Genomic DNA, 15,722 nt, shown 5'->3' with positions numbered 1-15,722 from the left:
GACGTCAGGCGTTTTTTGTTATGCGTTGGCTTTTGCTTTTTCAGCTTCCATTTTTGCATAATGCTCTTCAGCAATTTTATCGATTTCTTTTTTCAGTTCTTCGACCATTGTTTCTTCTGGCACTTTACGAACAATTTCACCTTTACGGAACAATAGGCCTTCGCCTCTAGCTCCGGCAATTCCGATATCAGCTTCACGCGCTTCACCTGGACCGTTTACAGCACAGCCAAGAACAGCTACTTTAATCGGTGCTTTAATCGTGGAGATATATTCTTCGACTTCATTTGCAATGCTAATGAGGTCAATTTCGATTCGTCCACAAGTTGGGCAAGAGATCAGTGTGGCTGCATTTGCTGCAAGACCAAATGATTTCAACAGTTCACGTGCTACTTTTACTTCCTCAACTGGATCAGCACTTAATGAGATGCGGAGTGTATTCCCAATCCCCATATTCAAGATAGCACCGAGACCAGCTGCACTTTTGACCGTACCTGCAAATAATGTACCTGATTCTGTAATTCCAAGGTGAAGAGGGTAGTCAAATGCTTTTGCAGCTTTTTCGTAAGCCTCAATCGCTAGGTTGACATCAGATGCTTTCATGCTGACGATGATATCATGAAAATCTAGATCTTCAAGAATTTTAATGTGGTGCAGTGCACTTTCGACCATACCATCTGCTGTTGGGTAGCCGTATTTATCAAGAATTTTTTTCTCTAATGAACCAGCGTTTACCCCAATACGGATTGGAATGCCTTTTTCTTTTGCTGCTTTCACAACCGCTTCGACTTTTTCTCGTCTTCCGATGTTTCCTGGGTTGATTCGAATTTTGTCTGCACCTGCTTCAATCGCTTTCAGTGCAAGCTTGTAGTCAAAATGAATATCGACAACTAGCGGGATGTTGATCTGTTTTTTTATGTCTGCAATCGCATTTGCTGCACGCTCGTCTGGGCATGCGACACGCACGATTTGACAGCCAGCTTCTTCAAGACGCTTAATTTCAGCTACTGTCGCTTCGACATCATGTGTTTTGGTTGTTGCCATACTTTGAATGACAACCTCATTATTTCCACCTATAGTTAAAGGTCCCACTTTGACGGGACGTGTTTTAGTACGATGTGTGACTTCACTCACTTGTCAATCGCTCCTTAGTGTACAAGCAATTCTTTGCCATGTACGTCTTGTTTTACAGTTCATATTGTAACAGTCTCTTTGTATGAATGACAAGGAATTAACGTTTTATCTCTTATATACCGGAAACTTATATGTGCTACCTGCCCGAATTTCGTTTGCTTTGACGCCTTGATTCAGCTCTTCAAAATCTTCAATGACTTCATCAAGAGGCTTACTTGTATGGACGATAGAGACGACGGTTTCACCTTGTTTCACTGTGACGTTCTTATATGCTTTTTTCTCAGGTGTTTGAAAGGCATTTGCAGGGACAGCTGGACCTTCTTCAACGGGAATGGTGCCATTTTTTAAATCAAAAAAGATAATAAAGAGGACAAACAAACTGATTAGCAAAAAAATAATACGCCGCATTTCACTCACCGCTTTTAAGAGTTTACTTCAGTCTATGCGTGTCCCGAAATGATAGAACCAATATGAGGAAAAAAGCTGGAAAGGGAGGTTCTAGTTCGTTCTAGTGTGTCTTGTATTGAATTTACGCTCGGCGGTGCTTTTTCAAGCTTCTATCACGATTATGATAAAATAAAAGCAGGGGGGAGAGTTTATGAAGAAAATCAGTCAGCATATATATGTGAGAGCGCTAACAGAAGAAGATGCACAATCACTACTCGTACTTGAACTTGAGAATCGCTCCTATTTTCAGCAATTTACACCTTTGGTCAAAGATGATTTTTTCACGTTATCTCGTCAAATTGAACGAATTCAGCGCAGTGTGGAAAGATGCGTACAGGATGAAGCCTACATGCACGGTATTTTCTTAAATGAAACAGATGCCTTAATTGGGACAATCTCATTAAATTCTGTCGTAAGAGGCCCGGTAGAAGGAGCTTGGCTGGGGTATGTACTTGATGAAAAGCATGGCGGGAAAGGGTATATGACAGAAGCCATTCGTTTAATCATCGATTATGCCTTTGATGAGCTGCACCTGCATCGTATTGAAGCTGGAGTAAAGCCGAGTAATATAGGTTCCATTCGTGTGCTTGAAAAGACAGGTTTTGAAAATGAGGGACTCAATCGTAAAAAAGTAAAGATTAATGGCGTGTGGGAAGATCATTATTTGTTTGCGATCATTCATCCGGATGAATCATAGAGAATGCACATACATAAAAAGCTCCTCCAAGTTGGGGGAGCTTTCATATACTAAATTAATTTTTGACAAGTGGTTTATGTTTAGCGGGTATTTCCTTTACAACAAGGTATAAAAAGATAAAGTTAATGACCCAATTTAATAAAAATGAATTCGCAACAGGCGTGTTTAATGCACTCATGATGGCGAAAAAGACTGTTGTTAATGTGAGTGAGTAAGCAGAGAGCTTCCATAGCATTTGGAAGGACAGCTCTTTTTGCTGCATGCGTTTAATAAATGTACCAAGCATCGCAAGGAAAGTTGCGCTAATGAACATGAGAGCCGCAGTTGATAGATATAGCAGCACACAGATGACTGGGATAATAATCGCTTGATTCTGATTTGTGACGCGGGCAAGTTCGTCTTTTGTCAGCGTCCCACCAAGCAGCTGATACGGGATATCTGTCATTTGCCCATCAATAGCAATCACAGCTTTTTCTTTTAATAATGCGATGGCCGTTTGCTTTGATTCAAGCTCACTTGCTTTTATTTTTTCAGCAGGATCAAAAATGATCGTAATGCCGTTTTCTTCTTTTTCTATCGGTTCACTTTGATCCGCTTGAAGCTTTCCTTTTTCGATTGAGAAATCAGGTAAATCTTTTTTGATCACATGCTGAAATCCTGACATCGCATTCGAGATCTCTTGACTCATATGATAGCCCTGCGGAACTGCTGCGATGATCGAAAGGATAAAAATGAATAAAATCGCTTTGCCAATCCCTGTAAACCGTGCTTTCGCAATATCTTTTGGTGAATAAATGCCTTTTAACAATAGTTTAAATACGTTCAATCAATTCACTTCCTACATTCTTTTCTATTTCTCATATTGTATCAATGTCTATCTAACAAGTACAAGTATGGCCTTCATTGCTGGTTAAGATAGAGGGAATGAGGCATAATGTATACAGCAAATAAAAAGGAGGCGGCTGTGACTTGGACGTGCTGTATTGGATTCTGATCATTTGTGCATTTATCATTGCATTTGTTGGACTTGTTTATCCAATTATCCCTAGTGTGGTTTTTATGGTTCTCGGATTTATTCTATATGGTTTCTTTTTCAGCTTCGAGCCGCTGACACTGACGTTTTGGCTCATTCAAGCCGTATTTACCGCGGTATTATTTGCGGCAGATTATGTCTCGAACCTGATTGGGGTCAAGCGTTTTGGCGGCAGCCGTGCAGCTATTTGGGGAAGCACCATTGGGTTATTAGTCGGTCCTTTTGTGATTCCGATTGCAGGAATTATCATTGGTCCATTTATCGGAAGTGTTATAGCAGAGCTCCTTGTTCATCAAAAAGATGTGAAGACAAGTGTGAAAGTAGGATTAGGCTCGTTAATCGGATTTATATCAGGTGTATTTGCCAAAGGATTGATTCAAGCGCTGATGCTGGGCATCTTTTTATTTTATGTCCTTCGATAAATAGAAAAAGGGCGTTTAAAACTCTTTCTAAAGGGCTAAATACAAAATAAACACTGAAATGTTTCAGATCATGAGCAATAACGTTGAAACAAGCCAATTCTTTTGATACTCTTTGAGTAGGGTGAATTGCTTGCTTACGACCTAAGGAAGCATTTCAGTACATACATTTCTAAGGAGGAATTTAACCATGGCTTTTAAACTTCCAGAATTACCATATGCTTACGATGCATTAGAACCACATATCGACAAGGAAACAATGACGATTCACCACACAAAACACCACAACACATATGTAACAAACTTAAACAAAGCAATCGAAGGTGTATCAGCTCTTGAAGATCAATCAATCGAAGAGCTAGTGGCTAACCTAAACTCTGTACCTGAAAACGTACGTACAGCTGTACGTAACAATGGCGGAGGACATGCTAACCACTCATTATTCTGGACGCTTCTTTCACCAAACGGTGGCGGCGCACCAACTGGTGAACTTGCAGATGCAATCGAAAAAGAATTAGGCGGATTTGAAAAATTCAAATCTGATTTCGCTGCAGCAGCTGCAGGACGCTTTGGTTCTGGTTGGGCATGGCTTGTTGTGAACAATGGCAAACTTGAAATCACAAGCACGCCAAACCAAGATTCTCCTTTAACTGAAGGAAAAACACCAATTCTAGGACTTGACGTTTGGGAGCATGCTTACTACCTAAACTACCAAAACCGTCGTCCTGATTACATTTCAGCTTTCTGGAATGTTGTGAACTGGGATGAAGTGGCTCGCCTTTACAGCGAAGCTAAATAAACCATTTGATTTGAAAAGACCTGCTCTTTAGAGAAGCAGGTCTTTTTATATTTTCCCTCCTTTTTTTACATATCTGCCTTTTGATGAGACAGACTATTGTGTAGAAAAGGAGAATGAAATATATGAGCAGATTAAAGAAAATGTTCGGGGACATGGATGTTACAAGAGATTTAATGCTCCTCCTCACGATTGGCGGATTATACGCACTTGCCATTGCACTTTCTAATACGTTTGTAAACGTGTATTTATGGAAACAGTCTGGGAAATTCACAGATCTTGCGATTTACAATCTGGCTATTGTTGTGCTTCAGCCCATTACATTTTTATTCGCAGGCCGGCTTGCTAAAAAAATAGACCGGGCGTTTGTCCTTCGTTTCGGCGTGATCTTCTTAGCCGCTTTTTACTTAATTGTCTTAATAGCAGGAGAGCACGCGGCCGCGCGGCTTGTTTTATTAGGGAGTGTCCTTGGGATCGGCTATGGTTTTTACTGGCTTGCTTTTAACGTACTTACCTTTGAGATCACCGAGCCTGAAACAAGAGATTTCTTTAATGGGTTTCTCGGAGTCCTCACCTCTACAGCTGGCATGATCGGTCCACTGATCGCGGGTATTGTCATTTCTCAATTAACAGATGATACGGGCTATACAGTGATTTTTACTTTATCGCTAATTTTGTTTTCATTAGCGGTTGTGATGAGCTTTTTCCTCAAGAGAAGGCAGTCCAAAGGAAAATTTATCATCAAGCAAATATGGAAAGAACGCCATGCCGACGAGAATTGGCGTAAGATTACAACAGCTCACTTTTTTCAAGGGCTTCGTGAAGGGGTCTTTGTCTTCTTAATCAGTGTCTTTGTGTTTATCGCAACAAACAGTGAGCTTGCTCTCGGGACATTTGGTTTGGTGAACTCAGGTGTTGCCTTTTTCGCTTATTTCTTCGCTACGCGTTTGATTAAGAAAAAATGGCGTAAGAAAGCCATTATGCTTGGCGGGCTGATTTTATACGGCGCCTTGTTCTTAATCGTCTTTCACTTGTCCTATGTATCACTTCTCATGTATGCGGTAGCCATCGCGATAGGATATCCGCTTCTGCTTGTTCCATATGTTTCCTTAACATACGATGTCATCGGTCATGCAAGGTATGCAAGGAAAGCCCGAATTGAATATATTGTGGTCAGGGAGCTGTTTTTAAATGCTGGCCGTATTTGTTCCATTGTGTTGTTTCTTCTGTCTGTCACTTTACTTGGTGATGAGCTCGGGATACCTGCATCTCTTGTTGTGCTTGGAGCGGGACATACCCTCATTTATTTCTTTGTAAAAGATATTCATTTGAAAGAAAAAACTGCTGATATGAAAGAGGCAGACGGTCAAAAGCCAGTTTCTCAGACGAACCTTATTAAGGGAGAAAGGTAAAATTTCTTACCAATGGAACATCAAATTTCTAGATAAATAATAGAAAAACCGCTAAAATGATGATGGCACCTTTTATACACAAAAAGGGGTGCCATTTCTTTCTTGATAGAAAAGGTGATGTGATGAGAAACAAGAAAAACAAAAAAGACGTGAAGGAAGGGCGCAAAACACTTCCACTTCGGCTGAATTTACTATTTTTAGCTGCGTTTATTATTTTTACCGGTGTTGTTGTAAGACTCGGATTTGTACAAATTGTCAATGGAGAAGATTATAAAAAGCAGGCAGAAAAACAAGAGGATGTGAATGTCAGCTCATCTGCTCCGCGCGGAAAAATTTACGATCGAAACTATAATACGATTGTCAGCAATAAAGCGCTAAATGCCATTACATATACGAGAACCTCGACGACTTCACAAGAAGAGCGGCTCAAAGTGGCTACAAAATTAGCGGATATGATTCATGTGAGTACGAAAAAAATCACCGATCGTGACAAAAAAGATTTCTGGATTTTAACGCACCCGAATGAAGCGAAAAAGCTTGTTCAAAAGGAATCGGAATTAAAGGGTGACGATAAGGTCGCTGATGATAAATTATATGAGCTTCAGCTGAAACGCATCACGGACAAGGAATTAAATCAACTGACGAAAAAAGACTTACAAGTGCTTGCGATTAAAAGACAAATGGATGCAGGCTATGCACTTACGCCTCAATTCATTAAAAATGATGATGTGAAGCCAAGCGAAATTGCTTACGTCTCTGAGCATTTGGACGAGCTGCCAGGTGTGGATGTCACAACAGACTGGTCACGCAGCTATCCGTATAAAGGACTGCTTCGCAGTATGCTCGGCAGCGTGTCCTCAAGTGATGAAGGACTTCCGCAGTCACTTCTTGAACATTATTTATCGCTCGGCTACAGCCGAAATGACCGTGTAGGAAAAAGCTATCTAGAATATCAATATGAAGATGTCCTGCAAGGCCAAAAGGAAAAAGAGCAGAGTACAACTGATAAAGAGGGCAATGTGACAAGCTCTAAAGTGCTAACAGAAGGAAAGAGCGGGAAAGACCTAGTTCTCACCATTGATATTCAGCTGCAAAAAGCAGTAGAAAAAATCGTTGAAAAGAACTTAAGAAGTGCGAAACAAAGAGGCGGGACAGAGCTTCTTGATCGTGCGTTTGTTGTCATGATGGACCCTAGAAATGGAGAAGTTCTCTCCGTTGCGGGGAAACAGATTTCAAACAAAAACGGAAAATACAAATTTGATGACTACGCATTAGGAACAATGACTTCATCCTATGCGATGGGCTCAGCTGTAAAAGGGGCCACTGTACTGACGGGATATAAAACAGGCGTGATTCATATTGGAAGTACCCAGTACGATGAACCGCTGTATATCGCGCAGTCACCGCCTAAGAAATCCTATCAAAATATGGGACTCATTAATGATTTAACGGCACTCGAGCGTTCATCTAACGTGTATATGTTTAAAACAGCGATTGCCGTTGGAAAAGGGGAGTATCGTAAGAACCAGCCGCTCCCAATCGATCCGAAAGCTTTTGATACATTCCGTTATAATTTCAGTAAATTTGGTCTTGGTGTCAAAACAGGGATTGACCTGCCAAACGAAGCGACAGGCTACCGGGGAACGTCTACACAATCTGGTCTCCTGCTTGACTATGCAATTGGACAGTATGATACGTTTACACCGCTGCAAATGGCGCAATACGTTTCAACGATTGCCAATGGCGGATATCGTTTACGTCCGCAGCTTGTTAAAGAAGTGAGAGAGCCAGATCCGCAGCGCGGCATTGGTGCTGTAACAGAATCCGTCAAACCGGACGTATTGAATAAGCTAGACATGACAGGTGATGAGATCAAGCGTGTTCAGCAAGGCTTCAAGCTTGTCATGCAGAACCCAAGAGGGACGGCCTACTCGAACTTTGGCAACAAAAAATATAACCCAGCTGGCAAAACAGGAACCGCTCAATCATTCTATGACGGCCCAATTAAAAGCAAACGCGGCACACCAACATATAACACAACACTTGTTGCGTATGCGCCTGCTGATAATCCAGAAGTGGCCATTTCCGTCGTTGTACCATGGGTGTATCAAGACTACAATCAGCGCTATCCAATTACAAATGATATCGGTGAACAAGTATTAGACAAATACTTTGAGCTAAAATCAAAACAGGAAAGCAATGATACACAAGCGAAGAACAAAAATAAAATTGAAAATGAAGCAGAAACAAATGACTAGACCTTTTCTAGGTAAAAACGCTCACTTTTTGTGGGCGTTTTTTTACGTTTTCTTCAAAATTTTCGAGATAAATTGACAAAATACATAAAAAACATCGCAAGATCTCTACAAAACTTCGACATTTACAAAACCTTAACATTCCATTTAAACGAAATTAATAAAGAACCTTTAATGTATTACTCGTAGGACAAATTATTCAGGGGGTATTCTTGAAATGAAAAAGAACAAATTATGGCTGCTTACTTTCCTTACTATCGCATTGTTAGCACTCGTCACAGCATGCGGAAACAGCAGCTCAAGCGGAGATTCAAAAGACAGTAAAGGAAATGCTTCAAACAAAGATGAGGCATCAGGTTCCATTACCATCTCAGGATCATCTGCGATGCAGCCTTTAGTTCTTGCGGCAGCAGAAAAATTCATGGATAAACATCCAAAAGCCGATATTCAAGTACAAGCCGGCGGTTCAGGAACAGGACTTTCTCAAGTGTCAGAAGGATCTGTACAAATTGGTAACTCAGATGTATTCGCAGAAGAGAAAGACGGAATCGACGCAAAAGCTTTAACAGACCACAAAGTAGCAGTTGTTGGAATGGCCGCAGCTGTAAACCCTGAAGTGGGTGTCAAAGACATCACAAAGGACGAATTGAAAAAAATCTTCACTGGTAAAATCAAAAACTGGAAAGAGCTTGGCGGGAAAGACCAAAAAATCACTCTTGTGAACAGACCTGACTCTTCAGGAACTCGTGCAACATTTGTGAAATATGCACTTGATGGTGCAACACCTGCAGAAGGAATCACAGAAGATTCTTCAAACACAGTGAAAAAACTGATTGCAGAAACGCCAGGTGCGATTGGATACCTAGCATTCTCTTATTTAACAGATGACAAAATTACACCGCTTAGCATTGATGGTGTGAAACCGGAAGAAAGCAATGTAGAAAGCGGTAAATATACAATTTGGGCTTACGAGCATTCTTATACAAAAGGTGAGCCAGATGGTCTAGCAAAACAATTCTTAGATTACCTCATGAGTGATGAAGTACAAAAAGAAATCGTCAAAGACCAAGGCTACATCTCAGTTGCTAATATGAAAGTAGAAAGAGACGCAACAGGCAAACAAACAGATAAGTAAGAGGTCTTGAATTGCTGATGAAGGAAAAGTGGAGCTTTTCACTTTTCCTTTTATGACATTCATAGGAGTGTAGAAAAAGATGAAGCAGATAGAACATACAGAAGCGAGCGATCGACTGATCAGCTCGAAGAAAAATAGGCAAATGGATGAAGTAAGAGGAAGTATTTTGGTGAGATTTTGCGCATTCTTAATGATTGCTGTATCAATCGCCATCACCATCTTCCTTGGCATTAAGGGTTTACAATCTTTCATTGTAAATGGTGTAAGCCCAATTGAGTTCTTAACCAGTATCAATTGGAACCCAACAGCAGAAAACCCGCAGTACGGCGCATTTCCTTTTATCTTCGGATCAATCGCCGTCACGCTCCTATCGGCACTCATTGCAGCGCCACTAGGCATCGCAGGCGCAATCTTTATGACAGAAATTGCACCTGCTTGGGGACGTAAAATCCTCCAGCCAGTCATTGAATTGCTTGTAGGGATTCCATCCGTTGTTTACGGATTCATAGGTCTTACAGTATTGGTGCCGTTTATCGGACATTTTAAGTCAAGCGGCTCAGGGCATAGCGTGCTAGCAGGAACGATTGTCCTGTCTATTATGATCCTGCCAACCGTTACATCCATTGCGACTGATGCAATGGGTTCACTACCAAAAAGTTTACGTGAGGGATCGTACGCATTAGGCGCAACAAGATGGCAAACGATTAGACGTGTGCTTGTCCCAGCAGCTCTGCCAACATTAATGACAGCGGTCGTTCTTGGCATGGCTAGAGCATTTGGAGAAGCCCTTGCTGTACAGATGGTCATTGGAAACACGCGTAATTTACCAGAGAGCATTATGGATACAGCTGGTACATTAACAACTATTATTACGTTAAACATGGGTCACACAACGTATGGAAGTGTTGAGAACAATACACTTTGGTCAATGGGACTTGTCCTTCTAGTTGTATCATTTATGTTCATACTCATTATCAGATACTTGTCGTCTAGGAGGAAGATTTAATGAATAGCAAAATGACCGATCGTTTTGCCACATTTATATTTGGATTATGTGCTGCCATTATTACGGCGATTCTCGTTGGTTTGTTTTCTTATATCATTTTCAACGGTGCAAAAGAATTAAACTTCGACTTTTTAACAACCCGCTCAAGTGCGATTGGCTCTGGCGGCGGTATCAGGGATCAGCTCTTTAACTCGTTTTATATTTTGTTTATTACGATGCTGATTACAGTACCGCTTGGCGTCGGCGGCGGAGTGTATATGGCAGAGTACGCGCCTCAAAACAAAGTCACAGACTTTATTCGTACATGTATCGAAGTGTTGTCTTCACTTCCGTCTATCGTCATTGGTATGTTTGGTTTACTCATGTTTGTGAATTTAACAGGCTGGGGCTATACGATTATTGGAGGAGCTCTTGCGCTCACTGTGTTTAACCTGCCAGTGATGGTCAGGGTGACAGAAGATGCGCTGCGCTCTGTACCGAAGGATCAAAAGGAAGCATCACTAGCGCTTGGTGTAACGAAGTGGCATACAGTCAAAACGGTCCTTATTCCAGGTGCGCTTCCGTCTATTATCACTGGTGCGATTTTAGCATCAGGAAGAGTCTTTGGTGAGGCGGCTGCTCTTCTTTTTACAGCAGGTCTCTCCACACCGCGCCTTGATTTCACAAACTGGAGTCCTTTTTCTGATACGTCACCGCTGAATGTGTTTAGACCGGCAGAAACATTAGCCGTTCATATATGGAACGTCAATACACAAGGAATCATTCCAGATGCAGAAGCCATCGCAAATGGTGCATCAGCTGTACTTGTGCTTTCAGTCTTATTATTCAACTTAGCAGCTAGATGGCTTGGTTCATTTATTCATAAAAAGCTTACGTCAAAATAATGTGAGAGAGGTGTGAAGGGGATATGGTTCAAATGCTAGCAGAAAAAAAAGAGATTGCAGCGAAAAAGGCTCCACTTCAAGCGGAACAGATTTTACAGGTGCAGGATTTAAGCATTTATTATGGTGAAAAAAGAGCGGTCAATCACATTTCATTCGAGATTGAGAAGAATGCAATTACTGCATTAATCGGTCCATCCGGCTGCGGGAAGTCAACCTTTTTACGCAGCATTAACCGCATGAACGACTTAATTTCAGGTGCGAGAAGTGAAGGGGCGATCATGTACGAAGGATTAAATATTTTGGATGACCGTATTAATGTGGTGAATTTAAGAAGAGAAATCGGCATGGTCTTCCAAAAACCAAATCCATTTCCTAAATCGATCTACAATAACATCACCCATGCGTTAAAGTATGCCGGGGAAAAAAGAAAATCTGTGCTTGATGATGCGGTTGAGGAAAGCTTAACAAAGGCGGCGTTATGGGATGAGGTCAAAGATCGTCTGCACCGATCTGCTTTGTCATTGTCAGGCGGTCAGCAGCAGCGACTTTGTATTGCACGTACACTTGCGATGAAACCTAGTGTCTTATTATTAGATGAACCGGCTTCTGCCCTAGACCCTATCTCAAATGCGAAAATTGAAGAGCTATTAGGCGAATTAAAAAATGATTATTCAATCGTCATTGTGACACACAACATGCAGCAAGCGCTCCGTGTATCAGATCGTACGGCCTTTTTCTTAAACGGAGATCTAGTAGAATATGATGCCACAGAACGTATCTTTACACGTCCTGCACAGCAAAAAACAGAAGACTATATCAATGGTCGATTTGGATAAGGCGGGTGGATTTGATGAATGCAGTAGCAACTAAAGCAGCAAAAAAAGAAGTGTTTCGTGTGAATGATATGAATCTTTGGTATGGACAGCATCATGCATTGAAGCATATTGACTTAGCGATTAGAGAGCATGAAGTCACAGCGATTATCGGCCCGTCCGGCTGCGGAAAGTCAACGTTTATTAAAACGTTAAATCTTATGGTCAAAACAGTGCCAGGTGTGAAAATCACCGGGGATATGATGTATAAAGATGACAACATTTTAAAAGGTCGTGTCGATTTAGTGGAGCTGCGTAAAAATGTCGGGATGGTGTTTCAAAAAGGAAATCCTTTCCCTCAGTCAATTTTTGATAATGTCGTATACGGACCAAGAATTCATGGAGTTAAGAGCAAGCAGCAATTGAAAGAAATCGCGGAAAAAGCGCTTCGAGATGTTGCCCTATGGGATGAAGTGAAAGATCGATTAAGTGCTCCCGCTCTAGGCCTTTCTGGCGGTCAGCAGCAGCGTCTTTGTATCGCAAGAGCCATTGCTACAAGCCCAGACATCTTATTAATGGATGAACCAACATCAGCGCTTGATCCTGTCTCAACATTAAAGATTGAAGAATTGATTATGAAATTGAAAGAGAAATATACGATTGCCATTGTGACGCATAACATGCAGCAAGCGGCTCGGGTATCAGACCGAACGGCCTTCTTCTTAATGGGGGAGCTTGTTGAGGTCAATGATACGAATGTGATGTTTTCTGAGCCAAACGATCAAAGAACGAATGATTATATATCTGGTCGATTTGGATAAGGAAACCCCCCTGGAGGTCAGTGCCGCCAGGGGGGTTTTGTTGTTATTTTGTTAAGGCTTTGACAATCTGTTTGAATGTCATTCCTGTTTTTAAATTGAACTTGCCTGCACGAATTTCTTTATGGTAGCCGGCGTCAATTACGTAATCATTAAAATCTTTAGACGAGTTGATGATGCCGTCCTTTTCAAGCATGTCTGAAACATCACTTGTACTCATACCGTTTTTAATCACAAATTTGATCGATTTGCCTTTAGGCTTGTCCTCTTTTTGTTGATCACTTTTAGAATCTCCGTCTTCATTTGCCTTCAGCGCTTTTTCCTTATAGTCAAGAAGCTGCTGGTACGTTTCACGGCTGACAGTGACTTCTTTTTTGGAGTCTAAATAGTTTTTCACGTCAGTGTCTGTTACTTTCTGTGCGAGGGTTTCTTTTGTTGTTGTATCAGCTGCTGCCTCGTCTTTCCCAGTGAGGAAAAAGACAATCGCAAGAACCCCAGTTGCAAGAATCATACCTGCTGCAAACGTTTGGATGCTTTTTTTCGTCATACAAGCACCCTCTCGTTGTCTTTAATGATCATGTTGACATCTTCTACAGATACATGCTCAGCGCGCGCAATGGCCTCAGGAGACATGCCATTTTGGTGCTTTGAAATGATCTGTCTTGCGATGGATGGATCAATTTCTGAATGCTTGCGGACGACGATGTTTGTTTCAAGTAATTCTTCTTCAAGCACTTTCATTTTCTTTTTCAGTTTATAGATTTCTTGCATTGCAGATAGTTGAAGTGTTTCAAGTTCCTGCTCGACTTCTTTAATCGGTTCTCTTTGAAAATATGAGAATGCGATCAGTACAATACTGACAACAAGCAATCCGATAATTGCAATTTCCATGTTTCATCACCTTTTATTCATATTTTAATGCTGAAAGCCATAAAAGGCTTCCAAGATTGTTTCAGACAGTTTTCGACCCTTCTTTTTTATACCATAAAAAAGCTAGTTTCAAAAGGAATTGCTGAAGAAAATCACCTTTTTTTCATCTTTTTTCTTTTTATATGTAAAACGGGTATGAAAACCTTGCCTCGCTGTCAAAATAAATGAAAGCGGCGGGGAGAAGAGGGTCTCTCATGTATACAGTACGACAAAGGATCAGGTTTTATAGGGGAGCAGACGATTTTTCATGACATAAGCATGCGATATGTAAGTGGATGCACTCAAATTGAAATTGGTGAAAAAACATTCTAGCATTCCTAAGCTAGAAGTGGTATTATAGTTAGGTCTGAATGTGAATTGATTTTAGTTTGGAGGGAAAAATATGCGCGTAAATATTACTCTAGCTTGCACTGAATGCGGTGAGCGTAACTATATTACTAAAAAGAATAAGCGAAACAATCCAGATCGCGTTGAATTCAAAAAGTATTGCTCACGTGATAAAAAACAAACTGTACATCGTGAAACAAAGTAAGCAGCAGGGAATTTTCCTGCTGTTTTTTTATGATGGGAGATGATCTGTATGAAAAAGGAGCTTCGCCTTCAAACATTAGCCAAGCTTGATCAAATAAGCGCTGAAGAATTTGAGCGCAGCACGGCTTTACTTCATGAGCACTTATTGCAGCTGCCAGCATGGAAACAGGCGAAAACGATCGCTTTGACGATGTCTAGAGGAAAAGAGATACCGACAATGCCTCTAATTGAAAAAGCGTGGGAAGAAGGAAAAACAGTATGTATCCCTACCTGTTTTCCGAAAACAAAAGAGATGATGTTTTATGAATATACACCCGAAACAAAGATGACATCCAGCTACTTTGGGCTATTGGAACCAGACCCTCAAGTATCAACAGCTGTACATAAAGAAACCATTGATTTAATCATTGTGCCTGGGGTATGCTTCGATCAAAAAGGCTACCGGATTGGATTTGGGGGCGGCTATTATGACCGCTACTTAGCTGACTATCACGGGGGAACCATTGCACTTTGTCTGTCTTTACAGCAAATCAGGCATGTGCCGACTGAAGCGCACGACATACCGGTGTCTATGATTGTCAGTGAAAAAGGCACGTTATATCAAAAGTAAAAGTCCGCTGATTGTCCAAAGAACGGGCTTTTTGTTGTTTCATAAGGTCATGGCATTTTAGCTGATAGGAGGTCCGTTTTGAAAAAATTTCGTGGAAAGAAAAGATACTTCCGCAATATGTGGGAGGAAGTGAATACTTGTGATCTCAAACTTGATCAGGATTCATGGTTTTATTTTTGGCATACGCACCTTGATTTTTTTGGGGTCGGGGAAAATAGCTTAAAAATAAGAAGAGAGCATATCAAAGCCCATATCGCTTTATATCATAGGCTGTTAAAACAGCTTGAAGGCTTTGAAAAGCCATACCAAACATGGATTTGTATTCACGAACATGACCCTGGTTTAGACGCTGTATATGTTCATACACCAAATCCATACGACAGTTACTTCCCTCACAAGATGGAAGAGGTAGAGCCGAATTGTAAGCTGCCTCATACGTTCAAGGATTTAATCGATCTTCATCAATTTGACGTTTCTTATGATCAATCCGAGTGTGAAGAGGTCTATTATATTCAATCAAAAGAACAAGGGATTAGAGTGTGAAAGCATATCGCATGGTAAGCGATAAAAATGATGGTTCATGCATAAACACATCCTATTTAAGCCACGATACGAACATAGGAGGGAATATGATGAATAAAATGATTTGGAGCATTGTGTTCACATTGTTTGCATTCGTTCTCGTGCAAAATCGTTACCGGCTGATGAATTTGATCTTAGGTCAAAATCAAGTGCGTCACTTTGTTATTAAGTGGCTGATGAAAATCCCATATTTTCGGACGAAATTTATTCGCCAAGCATTCTAA

19 protein-coding genes are annotated in these 15,722 nt (G+C 40.9%); 14 read left to right on the top strand and 5 right to left on the bottom strand.

Annotation, left to right across the window (positions count from 1 at the left end):
- Nucleotides 1-18 precede the first annotated feature (18 nt).
- Both ispG and MKZ05_RS11485 read right to left on the bottom strand, forming a co-directional pair.
- Nucleotides 19-1,131: a flavodoxin-dependent (E)-4-hydroxy-3-methylbut-2-enyl-diphosphate synthase gene (ispG, locus tag MKZ05_RS11490; protein ID WP_003217392.1), complete on the bottom strand. Its 1,113-nt coding sequence runs from the start codon at nt 1,129-1,131 to the stop codon at nt 19-21.
- A 105-nt stretch (nt 1,132-1,236) separates the two neighbouring features.
- Nucleotides 1,237-1,539: a hypothetical protein gene (locus MKZ05_RS11485; protein WP_003217371.1), complete on the bottom strand. Its 303-nt coding sequence runs from the start codon at nt 1,537-1,539 to the stop codon at nt 1,237-1,239.
- Nucleotides 1,540-1,729: 190 nt separating this feature from the next.
- Here MKZ05_RS11485 and MKZ05_RS11480 point away from each other — a divergent pair, with 190 nt between their 5' ends.
- Complete coding sequence (locus MKZ05_RS11480; RefSeq protein ID WP_212045902.1) at nt 1,730-2,275, top strand: GNAT family protein; 546 nt, start codon at nt 1,730-1,732, stop codon at nt 2,273-2,275.
- A 55-nt stretch (nt 2,276-2,330) separates the two neighbouring features.
- Here the strand turns inward: MKZ05_RS11480 and MKZ05_RS11475 are convergent, their stop codons facing one another.
- The gene (locus MKZ05_RS11475; RefSeq protein WP_003217320.1) at nt 2,331-3,101 is read right to left on the bottom strand and encodes a DUF1189 domain-containing protein; all 771 of its coding nucleotides are present in this window, start codon (nt 3,099-3,101) and stop codon (nt 2,331-2,333) included.
- A 143-nt stretch (nt 3,102-3,244) separates the two neighbouring features.
- Here MKZ05_RS11475 and MKZ05_RS11470 point away from each other — a divergent pair, with 143 nt between their 5' ends.
- From MKZ05_RS11470 to pstB (MKZ05_RS11430), 9 genes are all read left to right on the top strand, one after another.
- Nucleotides 3,245-3,730, top strand: a complete 486-nt coding sequence (locus MKZ05_RS11470) for a DUF456 domain-containing protein (protein ID WP_003217408.1) — start codon at nt 3,245-3,247, stop codon at nt 3,728-3,730.
- A 187-nt stretch (nt 3,731-3,917) separates the two neighbouring features.
- A complete protein-coding gene (gene sodA, locus MKZ05_RS11465) occupies nt 3,918-4,526 on the top strand; it encodes a superoxide dismutase SodA (RefSeq protein WP_003217313.1) in 609 nt (202 codons plus the stop codon).
- Between the two features lie 122 nt (nt 4,527-4,648).
- Complete coding sequence (locus tag MKZ05_RS11460; RefSeq protein WP_003217361.1) at nt 4,649-5,935, top strand: MFS transporter; 1,287 nt, start codon at nt 4,649-4,651, stop codon at nt 5,933-5,935.
- 122 nt (nt 5,936-6,057) lie between these two features.
- On the top strand, nt 6,058-8,193 hold the full coding sequence (locus MKZ05_RS11455; RefSeq protein ID WP_050943970.1) for a penicillin-binding protein 2: 2,136 nt from the start codon (nt 6,058-6,060) through the stop codon (nt 8,191-8,193).
- Nucleotides 8,194-8,407: 214 nt separating this feature from the next.
- Nucleotides 8,408-9,325, top strand: a complete 918-nt coding sequence (locus MKZ05_RS11450) for a phosphate ABC transporter substrate-binding protein (protein ID WP_339160163.1) — start codon at nt 8,408-8,410, stop codon at nt 9,323-9,325.
- Nucleotides 9,326-9,404: 79 nt separating this feature from the next.
- Nucleotides 9,405-10,331 (top strand): phosphate ABC transporter permease subunit PstC, encoded by a 927-nt coding sequence (gene pstC, locus MKZ05_RS11445; protein ID WP_003217329.1) that lies wholly within the window; start codon nt 9,405-9,407, stop codon nt 10,329-10,331.
- Nucleotides 10,331-11,215, top strand: a complete 885-nt coding sequence (gene pstA, locus MKZ05_RS11440; protein WP_003217489.1) for a phosphate ABC transporter permease PstA — start codon at nt 10,331-10,333, stop codon at nt 11,213-11,215. The genes pstC and pstA overlap by 1 nt, the downstream gene beginning before the upstream one ends.
- Before the next feature lie 32 nt (nt 11,216-11,247).
- On the top strand, nt 11,248-12,051 hold the full coding sequence (gene pstB, locus MKZ05_RS11435) for a phosphate ABC transporter ATP-binding protein PstB (RefSeq protein ID WP_003217465.1): 804 nt from the start codon (nt 11,248-11,250) through the stop codon (nt 12,049-12,051).
- A gap of 14 nt (nt 12,052-12,065) precedes the next feature.
- Nucleotides 12,066-12,848: a phosphate ABC transporter ATP-binding protein PstB gene (pstB, locus tag MKZ05_RS11430; protein ID WP_034620853.1), complete on the top strand. Its 783-nt coding sequence runs from the start codon at nt 12,066-12,068 to the stop codon at nt 12,846-12,848.
- Between the two features lie 43 nt (nt 12,849-12,891).
- Here the strand turns inward: pstB (MKZ05_RS11430) and MKZ05_RS11425 are convergent, their stop codons facing one another.
- Together MKZ05_RS11425 and MKZ05_RS11420 are read right to left on the bottom strand one after the other, a co-directional pair.
- Nucleotides 12,892-13,392: an endolytic transglycosylase MltG gene (locus MKZ05_RS11425; RefSeq protein ID WP_003217472.1), complete on the bottom strand. Its 501-nt coding sequence runs from the start codon at nt 13,390-13,392 to the stop codon at nt 12,892-12,894.
- Entirely contained in the window at nt 13,389-13,736 is a 348-nt protein-coding gene (locus tag MKZ05_RS11420; protein ID WP_003217285.1) for a hypothetical protein, read from the bottom strand. Before MKZ05_RS11420 ends, MKZ05_RS11425 begins: the two co-directional genes overlap by 4 nt.
- 421 nt (nt 13,737-14,157) lie before the next feature.
- Between MKZ05_RS11420 and rpmG the strand changes: the two genes are divergently transcribed.
- The 4 genes from rpmG (at nt 14,158) to MKZ05_RS11400 (ending at nt 15,722) form a co-directional block, all read left to right on the top strand.
- Entirely contained in the window at nt 14,158-14,307 is a 150-nt protein-coding gene (gene rpmG / locus MKZ05_RS11415) for a 50S ribosomal protein L33 (RefSeq protein ID WP_012010579.1), read from the top strand.
- Between the two features lie 48 nt (nt 14,308-14,355).
- Nucleotides 14,356-14,916, top strand: a complete 561-nt coding sequence (locus MKZ05_RS11410) for a 5-formyltetrahydrofolate cyclo-ligase (RefSeq protein ID WP_106029145.1) — start codon at nt 14,356-14,358, stop codon at nt 14,914-14,916.
- Nucleotides 14,917-14,994: 78 nt separating this feature from the next.
- Nucleotides 14,995-15,459, top strand: a complete 465-nt coding sequence (locus MKZ05_RS11405; protein WP_137054971.1) for a hypothetical protein — start codon at nt 14,995-14,997, stop codon at nt 15,457-15,459.
- Nucleotides 15,460-15,548: 89 nt separating this feature from the next.
- On the top strand, nt 15,549-15,722 hold the full coding sequence (locus MKZ05_RS11400; RefSeq protein WP_212045904.1) for a hypothetical protein: 174 nt from the start codon (nt 15,549-15,551) through the stop codon (nt 15,720-15,722).

The sequence above is a fragment of the Bacillus sp. FSL M8-0277 genome (assembly GCF_037975305.1).
Lineage (GTDB): Bacteria > Bacillota > Bacilli > Bacillales > Bacillaceae > Bacillus > Bacillus pumilus.
The sequence above is the reverse complement of the archived record's forward strand: the minus strand, read 5'-3'. Positions and strand labels throughout refer to the sequence as shown.